We start from the raw sequence: 22,341 nt of genomic DNA on the forward strand, positions 1-22,341 counted from the left end.
CCGTTAGCGCTCGGGTTGGTAGGCATCCTGAATACGCTGGATCATGCCTTCGGCACGTAGCGCTGCAACGGCCTTGCGCAGATCTTCCTGCAACTGCGCATCACAGTCTTTCGAACAGGCCAGGTACATGTCGGTGCTGGCCAGCACAGGGCTCATCTGCAAGCGATTGTCGCTGTGTGGCCACAGATACAAGCCTTCCGGCACGCCGGTAAACCAGGCATCGACACGCCCCAGTTCAAGCATGCGCGCAGGATTATCGCCAAGCTTGAGGCTGACAATCTGCTCTTCGGTAAACCCATTGCTCTTGAGAATCTCCATCTGCGCGGTGCCATGCCCGACGGCAATACGCCGGTAACGCTGGCGAGCCTCGGCAAAGTCGGCCACCGGCGCATCGAGGCTGAAAAAGGCGCGCTCAAGCGGCATGATCGGGGCGATCCAGCTGTACAACGCTTCGCGCTCCGGGGTACGCGAGAGCGGGATGATCAGCAGATTCTTCCCGCGGCTGACCCGCTGCTGGGCACGAGCCCAGGGGGTGACATGGATATGGCTGAGATAGCCCGCGCGGGCAATTGCGGCTAGCGTCACATCGCCGACCATGCCGTAGCCGCCCTGAAAACTGACAAAAGTCAGTGGTGGCGCGTCCGGCATATGCAGCTCCAACGGTTCCTGTGCTGCTGCACTTAGGCACAGCGAGGTTAGGACAGCGAGACAGATCCAGCGCACAGCCACGGCAGCACTCCAGCAACGACTGGCTTGGAGTATAAGCACTGCGCGCCGGGCTCGGCTGGAGTTTTTGGTACGTCAGTCCCGCAGCTCTGCCAGGTCGCGGTACAGCTCCAGCGCCTGCGGGTTGGCCAGCGCATCGGTGTTTTTTACTGGTTTGCCGTGCACCACGTTGCGCACCGCCAGTTCGACGATCTTGCCGCTGATGGTGCGCGGGATATCCGCCACGGCGATGATCTTTGCCGGCACATGGCGCGGGGTGGTGTTGGCGCGGATCACCTGGCGGATCTGCGTTTGCAGCGCGTCGTCAAGCGATACGCCGTCGCGCAGACGGACAAACAGCACCACACGCACGTCGTCGTCCCACTCCTGGCCGATGGCGATGGATTCCAGTACGGCTTCGACCTTTTCCACCTGGCGGTAGATCTCGGCGGTGCCGATGCGTACGCCGCCGGGATTCAGTACCGCGTCACTGCGGCCGTGAATTACCAGACCGCCGTGGGCAGTGATTTCGGCGTAATCGCCATGGGCCCAGATGCCGGGGAAGGTGTCGAAGTAGGCCGCCTGGAACTTGCTGCCATCGTCATCCTTCCAGAAGCCAATCGGCATGGAAGGGAAATGCTGCGCGCAGACCAGCTCGCCTTTCTCGCCTGTCACCGCTTGGCCGGCGTCATCCCACACCTGAACGTCCATGCCCAGGCCTTTGCATTGCAGCTCGCCGCGCCACACCGGCAACACCGGGTTGCCGAGGGCAAAGCAGGAAACGATATCGGTACCGCCGGAGATGGATGACAGGCAGAGATCGGCTTTGATCTCGCGGTAGACGTACTCGAAGCTCTCGTGAGACAGCGGCGAGCCGGTGGAGAGAATGGCTTTCAGGCGCTGCAGCTTGTGCGTGCTGCCGGGCTTGGCACCGGCTTTTTCCAGGGCCGCGAGGAATTTGGCACTGGTGCCGAAGATGCTGATGTTTTCCGCGTCGATCAGGTCGATCAGGCGCTCGGCCCCTGGGTGGAACGGCGAGCCGTCGAACAGCACCAGGGTCGCGCCCAGGGCCAGGCCGGAGACCAGCCAGTTCCACATCATCCAGCCGCAGGTGGTGTAGTAGAACAGCGTGTCTTCGGCGTGCAGGTCGGTGTGCAGGCCAAGCTCCTTGACGTGCTGCAGCAGGGTGCCTCCGGCGCCATGCACGATGCACTTGGGCACGCCGGTGGTGCCGCTGGAATAGAGGATATACAACGGGTGGTCGAACGGAACCTGGGTGAATTCGGGTTCGCCGCCGGCCTGGTAGAAATCCTGCCACAGCGCGACCTTGGCCGCTGAATGGAAATCGGCTGCCTTGGTCTGGGTGTTGGAGTAGGGCACCACAATCAGTTGTTCAAGCGAGGGCAGGCGGTCGAGGATTTCATTGAGCTTGGTGGTCAGGTCGAGGTTCTTGCCGGCGTAGCGGTAACCGGCGGCGGCGATCAGCACCTTGGGCTCGATCTGGCCAAAGCGGTCGATCACGCCCTGGGTGCCGAAGTCTGGCGAGCAGCTCGACCAGGTGGCGCCCAGGCTGGTGCAGGCGAGCATGCCGACCAGGGTCTGCCAGGTGTTGGGCATAAAGGCCGCAACGCGGTCGCCCATACCTACGCCAGCTTTACGCAGGCTGCGTTGCAGGCCGGCGACATGGGCGGCCAGCTCGGCATAGCTCAGTTGCTCGCGCGAGCCATCTTCACCAATGGCGATCAGGGCCGGGTGGTGATCGCGGCGGCGCAGCAGGTGTTCGGCAAAATTCAGGGTTGCGCCAGGAAACCAGTGGGCGCTGGGCATGGCCGTGCCTTCCTGCAATACGGCGTCGGGTTGTGCACTGAAACGCACCTCGAAGAACTCGACCACCGCCTGCCAGAAGGCTTCACGTTGCGTCACGCTCCAGGCGTGCAGGGCGGGGTAGTCGACCAGCTGCAGGCTGTGGCGCTGATTGACGAAGCGGCGAAAGCTGTCCATTCGTGTCGCCGCAATACGTTCGGCAGAAGGCGTCCACAGGGGCTGTTGCATCGTGCTTCCTCATCATTCTTGTTATGCCGATATTGATGGTCGGCTGGTGCGGCAAGCCTACTGACTGATAGCAGGCTTGCGTCGAGCAGTTGCGGCGCCGTTTTGATCAGTCTCAGCTGTAGCTGTAGTCACTTTGCACCGCCCTCAGGCAATAGGCCGTCAGCCTGAGGCGTGTGCTTTACAGTGCGTAAACAAAACCTTACGCACGGCCTGCCGCTAGGCATTGGCCAGTTTGGCGCGCGCCACCCGCGAGCCATTGGGTTTGCCCAGTACCGCACAAATGCGCTGGCCGGCTGCGATCAGCTTGTTTATATCAATGCCGGTTTCGATGCCCAGGCCCTCAAGCAGGTACAGCACATCTTCGGTTGCGACATTGCCGGTGGCGCCTTTGGCGTACGGGCAACCACCGAGACCTGCGACCGAGCTGTCGAATACGCTGATGCCCTCTAGCAGGCCAGCGTAGATATTCGCCAGCGCCTGGCCGTAGGTGTCGTGGAAGTGTCCGGCCAATTTGTCTCTGGGAATACCGCGGCCAACCACCTCGAACAGCTTGCGGGTATCGCCGGCCGTACCGGCGCCGATGGTGTCACCCAGGGATACTTCGTAGCAGCCCATCGCATACAGCTCGCGAGCCACGCTTGCGACCTGTTCGGGCGGCACAAAGCCGTCATACGGGCAGCCCAGCACGCAGGACACATAACCGCGCACGCGGATGCCATGCTGTTTGGCGGCGTCCATTACCGGCACGAAACGCTCGAGGCTTTCGCTGATTGAGCAGTTGATGTTTTTCTGTGAGAAGGCTTCCGAAGCCGCAGCAAATACCGCCACCTCACGTACGCCGGCTTCCAGCGCGCCTTCAAAACCTTTCAGATTGGGTGCCAGAGCGGCGTAGGTAATGCCCGGCAGTTGCTGGATCTGCGCAAACACCTCCGCACTGCCCGCCATCTGCGGCACCCACTTGGGCGAGACAAAGCTGCCCACCTCGATATAGCCAAGGCCAGCAGCGGACAGGTCATCGACCAGGCGCACCTTGTCGGCGACGCTGATCGGCTGTTTCTCGTTCTGCAAACCGTCACGCGGGCCGACTTCGACCAGGCGCACCTGTTTGGGTAGGTTCATCGTTGCCTCGTTGTTTATTTCGATGGGTATCGCGCTGCTCAACCCATCCTACGTTGCTGTGCTTGTAGGTGCGGGCTTGCCCGCGATAAACGCGCCTCTATCTGTGGGAGGCGCTTTAGCGGCGAGCGTTTTATTGCTCTTATCGCTGCTAAAGCCCACTCCCACAGAGGTCATCCATTTATGCGCTGGCTTCTTCCAACTCCACCAGCACCGTACCTTCGCTGACCATCTCGCCCTCGCTGCAATACAGCGCCTTAACCGTGCCTGCATGGGGTGCGCGAATGCTGTGCTCCATCTTCATCGCCTCCAGTACCACCAGTGCAGTGCCGGCTTCGACTTGCTGGCCGGCCTCGACCAGCACGCGCACGATACTGCCGTTCATCGGTGCCGTCAGGCCGCCGTGCTGCTGATGGCTGGCCTCGACTTCGGCAATCGGGTCGACGCGCTGAATGCTGCGCAGCTCGCCGGCATAGTGCAGATACAGCGTATCGCCGCGGCGAATCGCCAGATGCTGTTGGCGCACGCCATTGCTTTCCACCGACAACGTTTCGCTTTGCAGCTGCACGGTGGACGTCGCAGCGTGGCGCAGACGGATCACCTGGCGCTCGTTCTGGCAGCTTAGATGCAGATCGGTTTCTGCCGGCAGGCCCAGACGTAGGCCGTTGTTGCGTGACCAGGGTGAATGGAAATCGTCGTGACGCTGCTGCGGCGCTTCACTCTGCACAAAGGCCTCGGCAGCCAGCTGCCAGAATTCGGTCGGCAAATCGGTTGCAGGAGGCAGTAACTGAGCTTCGTGACGCGGAATAAAGCCGGTATCCAGCTCTGCGTTGGCAAAGGCCGGATGGGCCAGCACACGGGACAGAAACGCCAGGTTGGTTTTAACGCCGCCCACGCAGGTTTCCTTGAGCATGGCCAGCAGGCGCAGGCGCGCCTCTTCGCGGTTTTCGCCCCAGGCGATCAGTTTGCCGAGCATCGGGTCATAGAAGGGCGAGACTTCATCGCCTTCGCTGACGCCGCTGTCGATACGGCGGCCTGGTCCGGCATTGGCTTCGCGGTACAGCGTAAGAGTGCCGGTAGCCGGCAGGAAATCGTTGTCCGGATCTTCCGCATACAGCCGTACTTCGATGGCATGGCCAATCAGCGGCACCTGCTCTTGGGTAATCGGCAGTGGCTCGCCACGGGCGACGCGAATCTGCCAGGCCACCAGGTCCAGCCCGGTGATTAGCTCGGTGACCGGATGTTCCACCTGCAGACGGGTGTTCATCTCCATAAAGAAGAAGTCGCCGCGCTCATCCAACAGAAACTCGACGGTACCTGCGCCAACATAGCCGATGGCCTGCGCGGCCTTGACCGCCGCCTCGCCCATGGCGCGGCGCAACTCTGGCGATAGGCCGGGGGCAGGGGCCTCTTCGACCACTTTCTGATGCCGGCGCTGGATCGAGCAGTCGCGCTCATTCAGGTAAAGGCAGTTGCCATGCTGGTCGGCAAATACCTGGATTTCCACATGACGTGGTTTAAGCACGTATTTTTCCACCAGCATGCGCGAATCGCCGAATGACGACTGCGCTTCGCGTTGGGCGCTGGCCAGGGCTTCGGCCAGTTCGCTTTCGCGCTCAACCACCTTCATGCCCTTGCCGCCGCCACCGGCAGCGGCTTTCAGCAGCACCGGATAACCGATCTGTTCAGCGGCCTTGCGGAAGGTTTCCACATCCTGCGCTTCGCCGTGATAACCCGGTACCAGCGGCACACCGGCCGCTTCCATCAGCGCTTTGGCGGCGGATTTGCTGCCCATGGCGTCGATGGCCGAGGCGGGCGGGCCGAGGAAGATCAAACCGGCAGCTTCGATGGCACGGGCAAAGCCGGCGTTTTCCGAAAGGAAGCCATAGCCTGGGTGAATCGCCTGAGCCCCACTGGCCTTGGCGGCGGTAATCAGCTTGTCGATCAGCAGGTAGCTGTCCGCTGGTTTGGCGCCGCCGAGATTGACCGCCAGATCGGCTTCGCGCAAATGGCGGGCGCTGGCGTCGATGGCGCTGTGCACCGCCACGGTCTGGATGCCCATGGCCTTGGCCGTGCGCATCACCCGGCAGGCAATTTCGCCACGGTTGGCCACCAGCAGGGTGTCGATAGGCTTAAGGCTCATGCTTGTGGCTCCTGCCATGCGGGTTTGCGTTTATCCAGAAAGGCACGCAGACCTTCCTGACCTTCGGGGCTGACGCGGATACGGGCGATAGCGTTTTCCGTGTAGCGGCGCAGCGCCGGCGTCAGCACGCCGCTGCCGACTTCGCGCAGCAGATCCTTGCTCGCCAGCATGGCTTGCGGGCTGTTGAGCAGCAGGTTATCGACCCAGGTGTTTACTGCCTCATCGAGCTGGTCTGCCGGGTAGCATTCGGCAAACAGCCCCAGTTCCTGGGCGCGCTGGCCACTGAAACGCTCGGCGGTCAGGGCATAGCGCCGCGCAGCACGTTCGCCGATGGCCTGCACGACAAAGGGGCTTATCACGGCTGGGGCCAGGCCAATACGTACTTCGGACAGGCACAGCTGGGCATCAACGGCGCCGATGGCCATATCGCAGCAGCTGATCAAACCCAGCGCCCCACCAAAGGCCGCGCCTTGCACCACGGCCAAGGTTGGAGTCTTCAGCTGATACAGGTTGTGCATCAGCTCGGCCAGCTCACGGGAATCGGCGAGGTTGGCGGTGTAGTCCAGGGTCGCCGCATGCTGCATCCAGGCCAGGTCCGCGCCGGCGGAGAAGTGCTTGCCACGGCCGCGCAGCAGCAGAAAGCGCAGGCTTTTGTCGGCCATCACCGCGTCGAGGGCGAGAATCAGCTCGCGGATCATCTCGGCGTTAAAGGCGTTGTTCTTGTCCGCGCGATTGAGCCAGAGGGTGGCAAAGCCGCGTGGGTCTTTTTGCAGTTCGAGGGTGTTGAAGTCGGTCATGGTGTTCGACTCGAAAAATGAGTTAGCTCTGTGGGAAGGGCTTTAGCCGCGACAAGGTGAAAAGCTCGCGGCTAAAGCCCCTCCCACGGATTACATGCGGAACACGCCAAAGGTGGTCGGCTCAATCGGCGCGTTAAGGCTGGCGGACAACGCCAGGCCCAAGATGTCGCGGGTTTGCGCCGGGTCGATAACGCCGTCGTCCCACAGGCGGGCGCTGGAGTAGTAGGGGTGACCCTGGCGCTCGTACTGTTCGAGGATCGGCTGCTTGAGCTTGGCTTCATCTTCGGCGGAAAAGTTCTGCCCGGCGCGGGCAGCCTGTTCGTGTTTGACCTGCACCAGCACGCCGGCGGCCTGTTCGGCACCCATTACGCCGATCCGTGCATTCGGCCACATCCACAGGAAGCGCGGGTCGTAGGCGCGGCCGCACATGCCGTAGTTACCGGCGCCGAAGCTGCCGCCGATGATCACGGTGAATTTCGGCACCTTGGCGCAGGCCACCGCGTTGACCAGCTTGGCCCCATGCTTGGCGATGCCACCGGCTTCGTACTTCTGCCCGACCATAAAGCCGGTGATGTTCTGCAGGAACAGCAACGGAATGCCGCGCTGGCAGGCCAGTTCGATAAAGTGCGCGCCTTTCTGCGCCGATTCGGCAAACAAGATCCCGTTATTGGCGAGGATCGCTACCGGATAGCCGTGGATATGCGCAAAGCCGCAGACCAGGGTGGTGCCGAACAGCGCCTTGAACTCATCGAACACGCTGCCATCGACGATGCGGGCGATGACTTCACGCACATCGAAGGGCTGCTTGGCATCTGCCGGGATCACCCCGTACAGCTCATCAAAGCTGTACAGCGGATTGATCGGCGTACGGTTATTCAACACGCCGAGCTTGCGCCAGTTGAGGTTGGCAATTGAGCGGCGTGCCAGGGCCAGGGCGTGTTCGTCGTTGTCGGCGTAATGGTCGGCCACACCGCTGGTCTTGCAGTGCACATCGGCGCCGCCAAGGTCTTCAGCGCTGACCACTTCACCGGTGGCGGCTTTTACCAGCGGCGGACCGGCGAGGAAGATGGTGGCCTGGTTGCGCACCATGATCGCTTCATCCGCCATGGCCGGCACATAAGCGCCGCCAGCGGTGCAGGAGCCCATCACCACGGCGATCTGCGGGATGCCCATGGCGCTCATATTGGCCTGGTTAAAGAAGATCCGCCCGAAGTGCTCGCGGTCGGGGAACACCTCATCCTGGCGCGGCAGGTTGGCACCGCCGGAGTCCACCAGATAGATGCACGGCAGGCGGTTCTGCTGGGCGATGGTTTGCGCGCGCAGGTGCTTTTTCACCGTTAGTGGGTAATAGCTGCCGCCTTTTACCGTGGCGTCGTTGGCCACGATCATGCATTCCACTCCCTCGACTCGGCCGATGCCGGCCACTACACCCGCCGCCGGCACCTCTTCGCCATACACCTCATGGGCGGCCAGTTGGCCGATTTCCAGAAACGGCGCGCCGATATCCAGCAGGCGGTTGATCCGTTCACGGGGCAGCAGCTTGCCGCGCGAGGTATGGCGTTCCTGGGCCTTGGCCCCGCCGCCTTCATGAACACGGGCAAGCAGGGCGCGCAGGTCGTTGACCTGAGCGAGCATCGCCGCGCTATTGGCGGCGAACTCCGGTGAGCGGGTGTTGATCTGGGTGTGCAGAATGGCCATCTGGCGCGCTCCGTCAGGCTATTTGGTTTCGTTGAACAGTTCGCGGCCGATCAGCATGCGGCGGATTTCACTGGTACCGGCACCGATCTCGTAGAGTTTGGCGTCGCGCAGCAGGCGGCCGGCCGGGTACTCGTTGGTGTAGCCGTTGCCGCCGAGCAGCTGGATGGTATCTAGGGCCATCTTGGTGGCCATCTCGGCGGTGTAGAGGATCACCGCAGCAGCGTCCTTGCGCGATTCCTCGCCGCGGTCGCAGGCCTTGGCGACGTTGTACAGGTAGGACTTGGAGGCATTCATGCCGGCGTACATGTCGGCCAGTTTGCCCTGCACCAGCTGGAATTCGCCGATCGACTGCTTGAATTGCTGGCGCTCGTGCACGTAGGGCAGCACCACGTCCATACAGGCTGTCATGATCCCGGTCGGGCCGCCGGAGAGCACGGTGCGCTCGTAGTCCAGGCCGCTCATCAGCACGCGCACGCCAGCGCCTTCTGCGCCGAGGATGTTCTCTTCCGGCACTTCGCAGTCCTCGAACACCAGTTCGCAGGTGTTGGAGCCGCGCATGCCCAGCTTGTCCAGCTTCTGGTGGCGGGAGAAGCCCTTGTAGTCGCGCTCGACGATAAACGCGGTCATGCCGCGCGAACCGGCGTTGATGTCGGTTTTGGCGTAGATCACGTAGGTGTGGGCGTCGGGGCCGTTGGTGATCCACATCTTGTTGCCGTTGAGCACGTAGCGGTCGCCGCGCTTCTCGGCGCGCAGTTTCATCGACACCACGTCGGAGCCGGCGTTGGGCTCGCTCATGGCCAGGGCACCGACGTGTTCGCCGGAGCACAGCTTGGGCAGGTACTTGGCCTTCTGCGCGTGCGTACCATTCTTGCGGATCTGGTTCAGGCACAGGTTCGAATGCGCGCCGTAGGACAGGCCGACCGAGGCCGAGGCGCGGCTGATCTCTTCCATGGCGATGACATGCGCCAGGTAGCCCATGTTGGTGCCGCCGTATTCCTCTTCCACGGTCATGCCGAGCAGGCCCATGTCGCCGAACTTGCGCCACATGTCCATGGGGAACTCGTTATCGCGATCGATCTGCGCGGCACGCGGGGCCAGCTCGGCTTGCGAGAACTGATACACCGAGTCGCGCAGCATATCGATGGTCTCGCCGAGACCGAAGTTGAGGGTTGGGTAGCTCATGGTTCCACCTGTAATTGTTCGAATTAAGTTCAGGAGATAACGGTTTGTTTTTTATCAGTTTCAGCTAGCGCAGCCAGACAACGCTCTTCGGCGGTATCCAGTTCAAGCTGCATTTGTTCGATGTCCAATAACTGCTGCTGCAGCTGGGCGCGACGCTCGGCGATCTTCGCCATAAAGGTGTGCAGCTGCTTGTGATTGCCGTGCACCGGGTCGTACAGCTCGATCAGCTCCTTGCACTCGGCGAGCGAGAAACCGATGCGCTTGCCGCGCAGGATCAGCTTGAGGGTGACCTTGTCCTTGGCGGTGTAGATGCGCTCCTGGCCGCGGCGCTCGGGGCTGAGCATCTGCTGTTCTTCATAGAAGCGAATGGCTCGGGTAGTGATGTCCAGCTCGCGGGCCAGTTCAGAAATCGAGTAGGTGGTGGCAGACATGCGGCAGCGCTCTTGTTTACCTTTACGTTAACGTAAACTTGCTGGCCGCTGTAGTCAACCAGAGCGCGTGCAGCGTTATCGGGCTGATCAAACCTGACACGGGTCTATGAGTTGAAAACTGTTATCTGATAGAGGCTTGCGGTGTTTATCTAGAAAAGTAAGCAGGTACACGCTGCTGCAGAATCTGCACCAGCGCGGGCTCCATAAAGGCGTAGTCGTCAGGAATGTCCAGGCTGTGGATGCGCTTGTTGCCAAGCTGGCGGCGAAATTTCTCGGCCAGCTTGCGCCGATGGCGGCTTTCCATCACCAGAATCAGTTCGGCCCACTCCAGCAGCTCGGGGCTGACCGGGTTGTCGGCATCGCGGTTGACCCCGGCCGAGGCGGTTTCAACTCCAGGCCAATTGGCGAAAACCTGTTCGGCGGTGGGGCTGCGCAGGCGGTTCTTGGCACAGATAAACAGCACCCGCAGCGGTGCACCCGAAATGGCCATACAGAATCAGGCCTGGGCCTTGTCGGCTTTCTTTTCCTGAGCCATGGCCTGCTGGGAAATCTCGATGATCTGCTCGCGCATCCAGCGGTTAGCCGGGTCCTGATCGGTGCTTTCGTGCCAGTAGAGGTGGGTTTCCAGCGGCGTCATGTCCTTGATTGGCAATTCGACAAAATGCAGGTCGTTGCGCCGGGCAAAGCGCTCCGGCACGGTCATCGCCATATCCGTGCTTTGCAACACGGTGGTGGCCATCAGGTAATGCTGCGAACGCAGGGCAATCTTGCGCTGGATGCCCATGCGTCCCAGGGCCAGGTCAACGTGACCCAAGCCACTGCGCCGGCTGGAGATATGGATATGGGTCAGGCCCATGTATTCGTCCAGGGTGATTTTGTCTTTGGCCAGTGGGTGTCCGCGGCGCAGGGCGCAGACGTAGCGGTCTTCCATCAGCTTGACGTGGCGCACCTGCGGGTCGGTGTTCAGCGGGGCGTCCACGGCAAAATCCAGGCGGCCGGCGGCCAGCTCCTTGGTGGTTTCACGGCGCCGCGCCAGCATGCTTTCGATATTCACGTTGGGCGCCATACGCCGCAGGCGCTGGAATAGCGGCGGCAGGATGATGGCCTCGGTGAGGTCGGTCATGCTGATACGGAAGGTTTTATTGGCCTGCGCTGGGTTGAAAATGCGGCTTTCCTGCACGGAGATGCGCAGCTGCTGCAATGCGTTGCGCACCGGACCGATGATGTTCTGCGCCATCGGCGTGGGCACCATGCCCTGGGCGGTGCGCACAAACAGCGGGTCATTGAAGGTTTCACGTAACCGCGCCAGGGCATTGGAGACGGCGGGCTGGGTAATGCCGACGATCTGCCCGGCGCGAGTCAGATTGGCCTCGGTGTAGATGGCATCGAAGACGACAAAGAGGTTGAGGTCGACCTTGTTCAGATTCATTGCGCGCTCACTCCGAGTGATGATCGCTATCAGTGGAACATATATCGGTGATGAATGTTAATACACGGCGAGAATAGATTAGATAAATCCTAAGCCCTGTTCTAGCATCATTTCCACTTCACCGAATCCCTCATAATCAGCGTCAGAAGGTAGCCGCCCATGGATTTCGCCTACTCCCCCAAGGTTCAGGAACTGCGTGAACGCGTCACCGCGTTTATGGAGACCCATGTATATCCCGCCGAAGCCGTGTTCGAGCAGCAGGTCAATGAAGGCGACCGCTGGCAGCCCACCGCGATCATGGAAGAGCTGAAGGCCAAGGCCAAAGCTGAAGGCTTGTGGAACCTGTTTCTGCCGGAATCCGAGCTGGGCGCCGGGCTGACCAACACCGAATACGCGCCGTTGGCGGAAATCATGGGCAGTTCGTTGATCGGTGCCGAGCCGTTCAACTGCGCCGCGCCGGACACCGGTAACATGGAAGTACTGGTGCGTTACGCCAACGAAGCGCAGAAGGAACAGTGGCTCAAGCCACTGCTGGACGGCACTATCCGTTCCGCCTTCGCCATGACCGAGCCGGGTGTGGCATCAAGCGACGCCACCAACATGGAAGCCCGCGCGGTACGCGAGGGTGACGAGTGGGTCATCAACGGCCGTAAATGGTGGACTTCCGGTGCCTGCGACCCGCGCTGCAAGATCATGATTTTCATGGGGCTGACCAACCCGGACGGCCCGCGCCACCAGCAACACTCGATGATTCTGGTGCCGATGGACGCGCCGGGTGTGAAAGTGCTGCGTCCGCTGCCAGTATTCGGTTACGACGACGCGCCGCACGGTCACGCTGAAGTGCTGTTTGAAAACGTCCGCGTGCCTTACGAAAACGTGCTGCTGGGTGAGGGGCGTGGCTTCGAAATCGCTCAGGGTCGCCTTGGCCCAGGCCGCATTCACCACTGCATGCGTTCCATCGGCATGGCCGAGCGCGCACTGAAGCTGATGTGTGAGCGCTCGATCAGCCGCACCGCCTTCGGCAAGCCGCTGGCGCGCTTGGGCGGCAACATCGATCACATCGCCGACTCGCGCATGGAAATCAACATGGCGCGCCTGCTGACGTTGAACGCGGCGTACATGATGGACACCGTGGGCAACAAGATCGCCGCCAGCGAGATCGCCCAGATCAAGGTGGTCGCACCGAACGTGGCGTTGAAGGTGATTGACCGGGCGATCCAGATCCACGGTGGCGCCGGGGTGTCCAACGACTTCCCGCTGGCCTACTGGTACGCCATGCAGCGCACCCTGCGTCTGGCCGATGGCCCGGACGAAGTGCACCGCGCGGCGATCGGCAAGTTCGAGATCGGCAAGTACGTGTCCAAGGACATGATGAAAGCCAGCCGCTGATTGCTTCAGTGAAATGCGCAAGGCCCGCAATTGCGGGCCTTGTGCGTTGTGGGTCAGTGCGCGCTTTCCGGCGGGGCGTAGTGGTCAGCCAGCTCGCTGCTTTGCTGTAACCAGAGCATGCGCATATGCAACTGGGCGGCGAAGGCACGGGCGGCCTGTTCTTCGTGAAAGGTCAGGGCGCGACGGCCCATGCGCACTTGCCAGTGCAACTGGCCGCGCTGCAGCAGCGGTTCGATGACGATGGCGGGTGGGTTCACGCGTTCAATCCTTTGAGGGGTGGGCTCGGGTTCGTAGCCGCGACAATATCACGCCGGCGGATCCAACCACCAAAGGCCACAGATTAACGCCGAAATAGCCGCTGGACGGCAGCAGGCTTATTTCATACTGGTCGCGGTGCCGTTCATAGAGATCAAGCACCGGCAGGCCAGGATCATCAATCAGAACCATCCTGCGGTATCAAACAGCAGGGAAGTGGGCGGCCTCGCCAGGTTATCCATTGATGTTGGCGACTCACTGTCGCCGGGGCCCGGCGTCATGCATGGCTATGATTAGCAGGGCGCTAGCGTTCAGTAGACCCAGACTTCAACCCGTCGATTCTTGATGCGGCCTTCGTCGGCGCTATTGGCGGCCACGGGGAGTTCATCGCCCAGCCCCAAGATGTCGCGGAAGATAATCCCTTCTTTATTCAGCTCACGGCGGACCGCCATTGCGCGCAGCTTGGAGAGCAGTTCAGCCCGCGCCGGATCGGCCTTGGCATCACCAAAGCCGACCAACACCACCTTGTTGTGCAGCTTGTTCTGTTCACGCAGGTAGCTTTTCAACCGGTTGAGATCACGCAGGGCCTTGTTGTCGAGGCTGGCACTGCCTTCCTGAAAGCGGAAGTTCACTGACAAACGCTGGGCGTTTTCCGCCAGCTCCTGGTAGTTCGCCGGCATATGTGCCTGGCTGGGTATTTTCACGGCCTGTACGGTCTGCGCGATAAACCCGCTCTGCTCGACAATCGCCTGCCCCCGCGGGCTGTGGGCAAACTGCACCAGAGCGCGTGCCCAGGGGTTGTTCATATCGGGTTGGTTATAAAGAAACAGGCGGCGCGACAGCGGGTAGTCTTCCGTGGCGATCAGGGTCAGGCTCGGCAGCATGGGCTGCGAATCACCTGCGGCAATCGCCACAGCCTTGGCCTGGCGAATATAGGGCAGGCCGATAAAGCCGATGCCATTAGGGTCCTGACTGACTGCATCAGAGAGCTTCTCGCTGGATTCGAAGCGCTTGGCAGTGGCGGCCAGGGCCTTGCCATTGGCGCTCAGCACCAACTCCTTGAAGGTATCAAAGGTGCCGGATTTGTCATCACGGGCATACAGGGTAATGCCCCCGGCTGAGGCGCCGAGCTGCGACCAGTCAGTGATCTCGCCGGCAAATACCTGCGCCAGTTGTGCGGTAGTAAGTGCGGCGAGCGGGTTGCTCGGGTGCAGGATGATAGCCAGGCCGTCGAGGGCAATGATTTGCTCGGCTGCCGGACTTTTCAGGTCGCCCAACGGCAGCAGGCTGCTGGCCTCGCTGTCCTTGATCGGCCGGGACGAGGCAGCGAGGTCAGCGCTGCCATCGCCCAGAGCGATAAACCCGGTGCCCGAACCGTGGGCAGCCACGGCAATGCTCACACGCTGGCCTTCGCGGCTGTTCGCAACAACGATCTGCTCGTTCTCCGCTGCGCCAGCTTCGAGGTGGATCGCGCTCAGTCCCTGATCCTCGAACAGCCCTTTGACCAGCGCTGGGCCAAGGCGCGCACCAATGGTGTTGGAGCCCTGGATACGCAGCACGCTGCTGTTATCGCTGGGGATGGGCAGGGCGGCGAATACCGACCAGGGCAGGGCGTAGCAGATGGAACCGAGCAGCAGAAAGCTGACGGTACGAATCCAGGTATCACGTTCGAAGGCAGAGCAGGCGCGCAACATGCGGCAAACACCTTATATGGGTGAGTGAAAGTGCCGCGACGATAAGACAAACAAGTGACTGCAATATGACAGTCACTCATTCATGCAAAGGCTCTGCGCTGGGCCTACTGGCCAAGCTCCAGCCAGATTGGCGCATGATCCGAGGGCTTTTCCATGCCGCGTAGTTCGTAGTCGACGCCGGCATCCTTGATCCGCGTCTGCAGCGCCTGGGAGGCGAGAATCACGTCGATGCGCAGGCCGCGCTTGGGCTCGTCCTCGAAACCACGGCTGCGATAATCGAACCAGCTGAAGCGATCATTCACCGTCGGGTTGAGATGGCGGAAGCTGTCGACCAGTCCCCAGTTCTTCAGGGTGGCCAGCCACTCGCGCTCTTCCGGCAGAAAGCTGCATTTTCCGGTTTTCAGCCAGCGCAGGCGGTTTGGCTCGCCAATACCAATGTCGCAATCTTCCGGGGAGATGTTGATGTCGCCCATTACCACCAGCGGTTGCTCAGGGCTGAACTGACTAACCAGCAGGTCTTGCAGGTCGGCATAGAAGCGCTGTTTAGCCGGAAACTTGGTGGGGTGGTCGCGGCTTTCACCTTGCGGGAAGTAGCCGTTCATCACCGTGACCGGGTTGCCCTGGGCGTCGGCGAAGGTGCCGTAGATAAAGCGCCGCTGCGCGTCTTCGGCATCACCGGGAAAGCCCTTGTGCAGGCTCAGTGGTGCCTGGCGCGAGAGCAGGGCGACGCCGTAATGGCCTTTCTGGCCGTGGTAATGCACGTGGTAGCCGAGTTGGCGAATTTCTGCCTCGGGGAACTGTTCGTCGGCGACTTTGGTTTCCTGCAAGCCGATCACATCCGGCTGATGTTTGTCGATCAGCGCTGCCAGTTGATGCGGGCGGGCACGCAGGCCATTGATATTGAAGGAGACGATCTTCATCGGCGGCAGTCCTGAATAAGGCAGCGGGAAAGCCGGCAATGCTAGCCCACCGGGCGCGCCGTCGGCCAGCCTGTGGCGGTGCCGAGTGGCCGGTGCTAACGTGGCTCAAGGCCCGATAAATCAAGAACAACAGAGGTCAACCGGAATGCCTGACAGTCTCGCTGAAGTCCGTTTGCTTGATGGCGGTTACGCCCGTGAAGCCCGTTCCCTGCTGTACCAGGCTTATCGCCATGACCCCACGTTCGCCTACCTGTTTGAAGCCGAGCGGCCGGGCTATGACCAACGCGTACGCGCCACGGTGCGTGAACTGGTACAGCAGCACTTTGCCGAAGACCTGCCCGCCATCGGCTTGCTGATCGATGACCGATTGATCGGCATGGCGCTGATCGCACCGCCGCAGCGGCGTATGGACATCACTGAAAGCTGGGCCTGGCGCATGCGCATGTTGCTGACCACCGGTTTTCGCTGTACCAAACGCTACCTGGAATACCACGATGCGGTGATCGCCTGCCTGCCGCCGGGGCCGTATCACGTGCTGCCGTTACTCGGCATTCACCCGCAATACCAGGGCAAACGCCTGGGTGAGCAGCTGCTCGAAGCGCTGCACAACTGGTGCGCCGAAGACGCCAGCTCCCAAGGCGTGGTACTGGATACGGGCAATGGACATTACCTGGATTTCTATAAGCGTCAGGGCTACGAGGAAATCGGCGAAGTGGCCATTGGCCCGATCATCGAGCACGTGTTCTTCCATCCCAGCCCGCAGGTTACGGTCAAGGCCAGCGCCTGAAATCGGCGGCGCGGTCTGTCTGCTGACATACCGCGTCGCAACTATTTGCCTGCACTGCAGCTCTAAGTCGGCCCTTGGCTCGTGCTAGCATCGCCCCATGTCTGTTTTCGCTAACCTTCTCGCCGGACTGTTTCTCCTGCTGCTGAGTGCTACGGCTCTCGCCGAAGCGCAGCTGCGTGTGCGGGTAGAACCGGCCAATAGCGCGCTGAAAAGCAATATCGAAGGCTATATCGGCAGCCTCGGCGAGCGCGATGCCGAGGCCTTGCAACGTTATCGCCGTGTGGCCGAGAACCAGGCCGAGAAGGCCGCTCAGGCACTGGGCTATTACCAGGCGCAGATCACCACCGAGGTAAGCGAGGGCGCAACACCGCGCCTGACCTTGCGGATTCAGCCAGGTGAGCCGGTGCGCTTGCGTGATGTGGTGGTGCGCGTCGAAGGGGCGGCCACTCAGTTGCGTGCCTTTCATACCCCCAATGACCCGCAACTGCGCAGTGGCGCGCAGCTCAATCACGGGCATTACGATGCCGCCAAGCGTGAGATCCAGAACCAGGCGTCGCGTTATGGTTTCTTCGCCGGGCGCTTCAGCCAGCAGCGTTTGACGATTGACCCGGAGGCCGGGGTGGCGGATATCGAGCTGGTCTACCTCAGCGGGCCGCGCTACCAGCTTGGGGCCGTGCAGTTTGCCGGTGATGCGCCCTTCGATGAGCAGTTGCTGCAACGCATGGTGCCGTTCCCCGCGAACACGCCCTATGACTCGGCACTGATTGCCGAGCTGTATCAGGCGCTGCGTTCCAGTGGCTATTTCGAGTCCGTGCAGGTGGACGCCAACCCCGGCAGTGCTGTCGACGAGCAAATTCCGGTGCAGGTTCAATTGCAGGCGCGCAAGCCGCGCAGCATGGGCCTTGGCTTGGGCTTTTCCACCGACGTTGGCCCGCGTGGCCGGGCCAACTGGACGCGGCACTGGGCCAATCCGCAGGGGCACAGCTATGGTGCCGAGTTCGAACTGTCGGCCCCTCGGCAGAATGTCGGCCTGTGGTACGACGTGCCACTGGATCCGCCGTTGACCGACAAACTGCGGGTGGCCGGTGGCTATCAGGCCGAAGACCTGGCCAACACTGACAGCAGCAGTCGTCTGCTGACCTTTGGCCCGGAATGGCACAGCAAGCTCGACAACGGCTGGCAGCGCGTACTGTCGTTGAAATGGCAGCATGAGCAGTACGACCTGGGCGATGACGCCGGCACCAGTACGCTGCTGATGCCCGGCATCAGTTATTCCTACCTGCACAGCGATAACCAGATCGACCCCAACCACGGCTACCGCCTGCAGTTCGATCTGTCCGGCGCGGCCAAGGGGCTGTTGTCCGATGCCAACGTGCTGCACGGCAATATCCAACTCAAAGGCCTGACCACGCTCTTCCAGCGCCATCGGGTGCTGGGCCGGTTGCAGTTGGGGGGCACCGAATCCGACGGGTTTGCCAAGGTGCCGCCATCGCTGCGGTTCTTTGCTGGTGGCGATCAGAGCGTGCGCGGTTATGACTACCAGAGCCTGTCACCGGAGAACCGTGCTGGCGACAAGATCGGTGGGCGCTATCTGTTTACCAGCAGCCTGGAATACCAGTACAGCCTGACCGAGCGCTGGCGCCTGGCGAGCTTCTTCGACCAGGGCAATACCTTCGATTCGCTGGAAATTCCATCGCTAAAAAGCGCGATGGGCGTTGGTGTGCGCTGGGTATCGCCGCTGGGGCCGCTGCGCCTCGATCTGGCGCATCCGCTGGATGATCAGGGCGGTGTGCGTCTGCATTTCTCCATGGGGCCGGAACTGTGAAGCGCGGCCTGCGTTATACGCTGTTCAGCCTGCTCGGGCTGCTGCTTGCACTGGCCGTCAGCCTGAGTCTGCTGCTGGGCACCCAAGGCGGCAGCCGCTGGTTAGTGGCGCAGGTGCCGGGCTTGCAGGTCGACGACTTCGCTGGCCGCCTGGGCGGCAGCTGGAGTGCGACACAGCTGCGCTGGCAGCAAGGTGAGAGCAGCGTGCAGGTGATGGCGCCTCGCCTGGAGTGGTCGCCTACCTGCCTGTTGCGCCTGACGCTGTGTGTCGAGCAACTGCGCAGCGGGCCGATCAGCCTGGTGTTTCCGGATGATCAGCAGCCCAGCAGCGAACCGTTCACCCTGCCGGACCTGAGCCTGCCGCTGGCACTGCAACTAGGTGAGGTACAGATCGACAGTGTGCAGCTTAATGGCGTCGAGCAGCTGCAAGGCTTGCAGTTGGCCGCACGCTGGACTGCCCAGGGCATTCAGATTGATAACCTCAGCCTGCACACTGCCGATCTGCAGCTTGCTTTGCAGGGCCAGGTGCAAACCACCGGCAACTGGCCGCTGCAGCTGAACGGACAGCTGCAATTACCGGCGCCCGAACAACAGGCCTGGCCGCTGGCGCTGCAGCTTGAAGGTGAACTGCGCGAGCGGGTGCAACTGACAGCCAGCAGCAGTGGCTATCTGCAAGGTGAACTGACGGGCTGGCTGCAGCCGCTGGCAGAGCACCTGCCGGCGCAATTGCGTTTGCAGGTTGCGGCCTTCAAAGCCAGCGCTGAGTTGCCCGACACCTTGAATCTTGAGCAGCTTGTGCTCAATGCCCAGGGTGATCTACAGGACGGCTATCAGGTCGTTGGTAGTGCCAGCCTGCCGGCAGCCGAGGGGCCGATAACCCTGGCGTTGGCAGGGTTGCTCAAAGCCGATGGCGCTGCGCTCAGCAATTTGAGCGTGGTCGCCAGCCCGGAGCAGCAGGTACAACTCAGCGGCGAACTGAACTGGCAGCAGGGCTTGAGCCTGGACAGCCGCATTAACTGGCAGAACTTTCCCTGGCAGCGCCTCTATCCACTGGAGGAGGCGCCGCCTCTGGCATTGCGTACGCTCAGTGGTGAGCTGGCCTATCAGGATGGCAACTACCTCGGGCATTTCGCCGCCGAGCTGGATGGCCCGGCTGGCGCCTTTAGCCTGCAAAGCCCTTTGAGTGGCGATCTGCACAAGCTGTATCTGCCTGAGCTGCGCCTGCAAGCCGGCCAAGGCCGCGCCGAAGGTCAGGTCAGCCTGGGTTTTGCCGAGCAACTGAGCTGGGATGTGCGTTTGCAGCTGAGTCAGCTTGACCCCGCTTACTGGCTGGCCGAGTTGCCTGGCAGCCTGGCAGGTCCACTCAGCAGCTCGGGCAGCTTGATCAATCAGCAGCTCAACCTTAATGCCGATATCGACCTTGACGGTCGTTTGCGCGGGCAGCCGGCCAAGCTGCTGGCGAAATTTGCCGGCGGCCTGGAGCAGGGCGAGCTAAGTGCGTTGGATATCCGCCTGGGGGATAACCGCATCAGTGGCCAAGCGGCACTGCGCCAACAGCTGAACGGTCAATTGCTGCTGGCGATGCCACGGCTGGGCCAGCTATGGCCGGGCTTGCAGGGCCAACTCAATGGTCAGCTGGATCTGACCGGCAACCTGCAAACACCGCAAGGGCAGTTACAGCTGCAGGGCCAGCGCCTGGCCTTTGCAGACCAACGTCTGCAACAGCTTAAGCTCGATGCGAGCCTGAACAGCGCTCAACGTGGCCAGATCACTCTACAGGCGTTGGGCATTGCGCTGGGCGAAACCGAGCTGGGACGTCTGGATGCAAACGTCACGGGCAATCAGCAGCAGCAAAGCCTTGAGCTGCAACTGCAAGGCCCGCTACTGAACAGCCAACTGGCCTTGGCCGGAAAATTGGATAACGGTAACTGGCGCGGCAGCCTGAGTCGGGCGGAGTTGCAAAGCAGCGGTCAGGAGTGGCGGCTGCAACAGCCGGCCATGCTGGTGCGGCTGGCCAGCGGGCAGCTCAGCCTGGGCGCGCATTGCTGGCGTTCTGGCGACGCCAGCCTGTGTGGCACAGAGCAACGCCTGCTGCCGCAACCCAAGCTGAACTACCAGCTGAGCAACTTCCCCATGGACAGCCTGGCAGCGCTGTGGCCCAAGGATTTCGCCTGGGAGGGTGAGTTGAATGGCCACCTGCAACTCGATCTGCCGGCCAGTGGGCCGAACGGCAGTCTGGCGCTGGATGCTGGCAGTGGCATCTGGCGTATTCGTGATCAACAACAGTGGCTGGAGTTTGCCTACGACAGCTTGCGCCTAAGCGCGCAATTGCGCCCGCAACGCATCGACAGCCTGCTGGAACTGCGTGGCCCGGCCATTGGCGAACTGTCGCTGCAAGCGCAACTGGACCCGCGCCCGGAAAGCAAACCACTGTCCGGCAGCTTTCGCCTGAACGGGCTCGACCTGGCACTGGCACGCCCGTTTGTGCCGATGGTCGAGCGTATTGCCGGGCAGCTGAATGGTGCTGGCACGCTCTCCGGCGGGCTGCTGGCACCGCAGATCAACGGCAGCCTGCGGGTGCAGGGCGGTGAGATTGCCGGGGGCGAGCTGCCGATGAATATCGAGCAGCTGCAACTACAGGCGCGTATCGAGGGTGAGCGGCTGCAGCTGGAGGGTGATTGGCGCAGCGCCGAACAAGGACAGGGCAGCCTCAATGGCGAGTTGAACTGGGCCGATGGATTGCTGGCCGATATGCAACTGCGCGGCAGCCGTCTACCGGTGACGGTCGAGCCTTACGCAGCGCTGGAAGTGGAGCCGGACCTGCGTTTAAGCCTGCGTGATGAGCAGCTGTCTGTGGCCGGCAAGGTGTTGATCCCCAGTGGCAAGATCGAAGTGCGTGAGCTGCCGCCTTCGACCGTGCAGGTATCCAGCGATGCCCAGGTGCTTGGACGTGACAGCGCGGCACAACAGGCCACAGCGATTGCCATGGATATCGATGTCGAGGTTGGTCAGCAGCGCCTGACTTTCAGCGGCTTTGGTCTGAATGCCGAGTTGCTCGGCCGGGTGCATATCGGCAATGACCTCGATACTCGTGGCGAGCTTAGTCTGAACAAGGGGCGTTTTCGCGCTTATGGTCAGCGTCTGAATGTGCGCCGGGCGCGCCTGCTATTCGCCGGGCCGATCGATCAGCCGTTTCTCGATATCGAGGCGGTGCGTCAGGTCGATGACGTCACCGCCGGTCTGCGTTTGAGCGGCAACGCGGCGCAACCCACCAGCACGGTGTTTTCCGAGCCTGCAATGAGCCAGGAGCAGGCGTTGTCCTACCTGATCATGGGGCGGCCGTTGGGGCAGGGCGGCGGTGATAACAACATGCTGGCGCAAGCCGCGCTGGCCCTGGGTATGGCCGGCAGTGCGCCGCTGGTCAACAGCCTGGCGCAAGGCCTGGGTATCAGTGATTTTCAGCTCGACACCCAGGGCAGTGGCGTGACCACCAGTGTGGTGGCCAGCGGCAATTTATCGGAACGCCTGAGCCTGCGTTATGGCGTTGGGGTATTCGAGCCAGCGAATACCATCGCCTTGCGTTACGAGCTGAGTCGGCGGCTCTATCTTGAGGCTGCCAGCGGGCTGGCCAGTTCGCTTGACCTGTTCTATCGACGCGACTTTTAGCAAGCCATTTTTCTGCGGGGCGATGCTGGATTAAGCCAGTTAGTTCGCGTTTAAATTGCGCCCCTCGCTCAAAACGTCTGAGCGTTGAAATCTAAACAGTGAAAACCACTATCGCAGTCTTCATATACTGACCGCCGCTGATCACCGGGCAGTCGTTGTGCTGACTGGTATAGCCCGATCCGTTGTTTACAGGCGCGCCAACCCGGCTCGCGTTATGTGTAACAGCATCGCCTACCCGGCAATCGGACAAGCG

The 22,341-nt window shown here is 61.7% G+C and carries 17 protein-coding genes; 4 read left to right on the forward strand and 13 right to left on the reverse strand.

What is annotated here, in order from left to right; genetic code table 11:
- Positions 1–3: 3 nt before the first annotated feature.
- The 10 genes from ACOCLD_RS12345 to ACOCLD_RS12390 all read right to left on the reverse strand — a co-directional run bounded on the left by ACOCLD_RS12345 (position 4) and on the right by ACOCLD_RS12390 (position 11,553).
- Positions 4–648, reverse strand: coding sequence for a substrate-binding periplasmic protein (locus ACOCLD_RS12345; protein WP_422909365.1), 645 nt, complete (start codon positions 646–648; stop codon positions 4–6).
- A 153-nt stretch (positions 649–801) separates the two neighbouring features.
- Entirely contained in the window at positions 802–2,757 is a 1,956-nt protein-coding gene (locus ACOCLD_RS12350) for an acetoacetate--CoA ligase (protein ID WP_422909366.1), read from the reverse strand.
- Between the two features lie 216 nt (positions 2,758–2,973).
- Positions 2,974–3,876 carry a hydroxymethylglutaryl-CoA lyase gene (locus ACOCLD_RS12355; protein WP_422909367.1) on the reverse strand — a complete coding sequence of 301 codons (903 nt, stop codon included), beginning with the start codon at positions 3,874–3,876 and terminating at the stop codon, positions 2,974–2,976.
- 178 nt (positions 3,877–4,054) lie between these two features.
- Positions 4,055–6,016 (reverse strand): acetyl/propionyl/methylcrotonyl-CoA carboxylase subunit alpha, encoded by a 1,962-nt coding sequence (locus ACOCLD_RS12360; protein WP_422909368.1) that lies wholly within the window; start codon positions 6,014–6,016, stop codon positions 4,055–4,057.
- The gene (locus ACOCLD_RS12365; protein ID WP_422909369.1) at positions 6,013–6,813 is read right to left on the reverse strand and encodes a gamma-carboxygeranoyl-CoA hydratase; all 801 of its coding nucleotides are present in this window, start codon (positions 6,811–6,813) and stop codon (positions 6,013–6,015) included. The genes ACOCLD_RS12360 and ACOCLD_RS12365 overlap by 4 nt, the downstream gene beginning before the upstream one ends.
- Before the next feature lie 90 nt (positions 6,814–6,903).
- On the reverse strand, positions 6,904–8,511 hold the full coding sequence (locus ACOCLD_RS12370) for a carboxyl transferase domain-containing protein (RefSeq protein ID WP_422909370.1): 1,608 nt from the start codon (positions 8,509–8,511) through the stop codon (positions 6,904–6,906).
- An 18-nt stretch (positions 8,512–8,529) separates the two neighbouring features.
- Positions 8,530–9,693 (reverse strand): isovaleryl-CoA dehydrogenase, encoded by a 1,164-nt coding sequence (locus ACOCLD_RS12375; RefSeq protein WP_422909371.1) that lies wholly within the window; start codon positions 9,691–9,693, stop codon positions 8,530–8,532.
- A gap of 29 nt (positions 9,694–9,722) precedes the next feature.
- Positions 9,723–10,124: a MerR family transcriptional regulator gene (locus tag ACOCLD_RS12380; RefSeq protein ID WP_090253868.1), complete on the reverse strand. Its 402-nt coding sequence runs from the start codon at positions 10,122–10,124 to the stop codon at positions 9,723–9,725.
- Positions 10,125–10,269: 145 nt separating this feature from the next.
- On the reverse strand, positions 10,270–10,614 hold the full coding sequence (locus ACOCLD_RS12385; RefSeq protein WP_422909372.1) for a low molecular weight protein tyrosine phosphatase family protein: 345 nt from the start codon (positions 10,612–10,614) through the stop codon (positions 10,270–10,272).
- A 6-nt stretch (positions 10,615–10,620) separates the two neighbouring features.
- Positions 10,621–11,553 carry a LysR family transcriptional regulator gene (locus tag ACOCLD_RS12390; protein ID WP_422909373.1) on the reverse strand — a complete coding sequence of 311 codons (933 nt, stop codon included), beginning with the start codon at positions 11,551–11,553 and terminating at the stop codon, positions 10,621–10,623.
- A gap of 159 nt (positions 11,554–11,712) precedes the next feature.
- Here ACOCLD_RS12390 and ACOCLD_RS12395 point away from each other — a divergent pair, with 159 nt between their 5' ends.
- Positions 11,713–12,942: an acyl-CoA dehydrogenase gene (locus ACOCLD_RS12395; protein WP_233684874.1), complete on the forward strand. Its 1,230-nt coding sequence runs from the start codon at positions 11,713–11,715 to the stop codon at positions 12,940–12,942.
- 53 nt (positions 12,943–12,995) lie between these two features.
- Here the strand turns inward: ACOCLD_RS12395 and ACOCLD_RS12400 are convergent, their stop codons facing one another.
- From ACOCLD_RS12400 to xthA, 3 genes are all read right to left on the reverse strand, one after another.
- Positions 12,996–13,199 carry a hypothetical protein gene (locus tag ACOCLD_RS12400; protein WP_422909374.1) on the reverse strand — a complete coding sequence of 68 codons (204 nt, stop codon included), beginning with the start codon at positions 13,197–13,199 and terminating at the stop codon, positions 12,996–12,998.
- A 309-nt stretch (positions 13,200–13,508) separates the two neighbouring features.
- Positions 13,509–14,891 (reverse strand): substrate-binding domain-containing protein, encoded by a 1,383-nt coding sequence (locus ACOCLD_RS12405; RefSeq protein ID WP_422909375.1) that lies wholly within the window; start codon positions 14,889–14,891, stop codon positions 13,509–13,511.
- Between the two features lie 104 nt (positions 14,892–14,995).
- The gene (xthA, locus tag ACOCLD_RS12410) at positions 14,996–15,811 is read right to left on the reverse strand and encodes an exodeoxyribonuclease III (RefSeq protein WP_422909376.1); all 816 of its coding nucleotides are present in this window, start codon (positions 15,809–15,811) and stop codon (positions 14,996–14,998) included.
- A gap of 145 nt (positions 15,812–15,956) precedes the next feature.
- On the opposite strand from xthA, the gene ACOCLD_RS12415 reads away from it, so the two are divergent.
- From ACOCLD_RS12415 to ACOCLD_RS12425, 3 genes are all read left to right on the forward strand, one after another.
- Positions 15,957–16,598 carry a GNAT family N-acetyltransferase gene (locus tag ACOCLD_RS12415; RefSeq protein WP_422909377.1) on the forward strand — a complete coding sequence of 214 codons (642 nt, stop codon included), beginning with the start codon at positions 15,957–15,959 and terminating at the stop codon, positions 16,596–16,598.
- A 97-nt stretch (positions 16,599–16,695) separates the two neighbouring features.
- On the forward strand, positions 16,696–18,423 hold the full coding sequence (locus ACOCLD_RS12420; protein ID WP_422909378.1) for an autotransporter assembly complex protein TamA: 1,728 nt from the start codon (positions 16,696–16,698) through the stop codon (positions 18,421–18,423).
- Positions 18,420–22,088 (forward strand): translocation/assembly module TamB domain-containing protein, encoded by a 3,669-nt coding sequence (locus ACOCLD_RS12425; RefSeq protein ID WP_422909379.1) that lies wholly within the window; start codon positions 18,420–18,422, stop codon positions 22,086–22,088. Before ACOCLD_RS12420 ends, ACOCLD_RS12425 begins: the two co-directional genes overlap by 4 nt.
- Positions 22,089–22,341: the final 253 nt, after the last annotated feature.

The organism is Pseudomonas cimarronensis (assembly GCF_049331905.1).
In the GTDB taxonomy this organism is placed as follows: Bacteria; Pseudomonadota; Gammaproteobacteria; order Pseudomonadales; family Pseudomonadaceae; genus Aquipseudomonas.

What these genes read in the sequence shown, in the direction of transcription:
- xthA (WP_422909376.1), bottom strand. Translation starts at nt 15,811, where the DNA reads ATGAAGATCGTCTCCTTCAATATCAATGGCCTGCGTGCCCGCCCGCAT.
- ACOCLD_RS12415 (WP_422909377.1), top strand. Translation starts at nt 15,957, where the DNA reads ATGCCTGACAGTCTCGCTGAAGTCCGTTTGCTTGATGGCGGTTACGCC.
- ACOCLD_RS12420 (WP_422909378.1), top strand. Translation starts at nt 16,696, where the DNA reads ATGTCTGTTTTCGCTAACCTTCTCGCCGGACTGTTTCTCCTGCTGCTG.
- ACOCLD_RS12360 (WP_422909368.1), bottom strand. Translation starts at nt 6,016, where the DNA reads ATGAGCCTTAAGCCTATCGACACCCTGCTGGTGGCCAACCGTGGCGAA.
- ACOCLD_RS12375 (WP_422909371.1), bottom strand. Translation starts at nt 9,693, where the DNA reads ATGAGCTACCCAACCCTCAACTTCGGTCTCGGCGAGACCATCGATATG.
- ACOCLD_RS12350 (WP_422909366.1), bottom strand. Translation starts at nt 2,757, where the DNA reads ATGCAACAGCCCCTGTGGACGCCTTCTGCCGAACGTATTGCGGCGACA.
- ACOCLD_RS12385 (WP_422909372.1), bottom strand. Translation starts at nt 10,614, where the DNA reads ATGGCCATTTCGGGTGCACCGCTGCGGGTGCTGTTTATCTGTGCCAAG.
- ACOCLD_RS12390 (WP_422909373.1), bottom strand. Translation starts at nt 11,553, where the DNA reads ATGAATCTGAACAAGGTCGACCTCAACCTCTTTGTCGTCTTCGATGCC.
- ACOCLD_RS12395 (WP_233684874.1), top strand. Translation starts at nt 11,713, where the DNA reads ATGGATTTCGCCTACTCCCCCAAGGTTCAGGAACTGCGTGAACGCGTC.
- ACOCLD_RS12370 (WP_422909370.1), bottom strand. Translation starts at nt 8,511, where the DNA reads ATGGCCATTCTGCACACCCAGATCAACACCCGCTCACCGGAGTTCGCC.
- ACOCLD_RS12405 (WP_422909375.1), bottom strand. Translation starts at nt 14,891, where the DNA reads ATGTTGCGCGCCTGCTCTGCCTTCGAACGTGATACCTGGATTCGTACC.
- ACOCLD_RS12365 (WP_422909369.1), bottom strand. Translation starts at nt 6,813, where the DNA reads ATGACCGACTTCAACACCCTCGAACTGCAAAAAGACCCACGCGGCTTT.
- ACOCLD_RS12345 (WP_422909365.1), bottom strand. Translation starts at nt 648, where the DNA reads ATGCCGGACGCGCCACCACTGACTTTTGTCAGTTTTCAGGGCGGCTAC.
- ACOCLD_RS12355 (WP_422909367.1), bottom strand. Translation starts at nt 3,876, where the DNA reads ATGAACCTACCCAAACAGGTGCGCCTGGTCGAAGTCGGCCCGCGTGAC.
- ACOCLD_RS12380 (WP_090253868.1), bottom strand. Translation starts at nt 10,124, where the DNA reads ATGTCTGCCACCACCTACTCGATTTCTGAACTGGCCCGCGAGCTGGAC.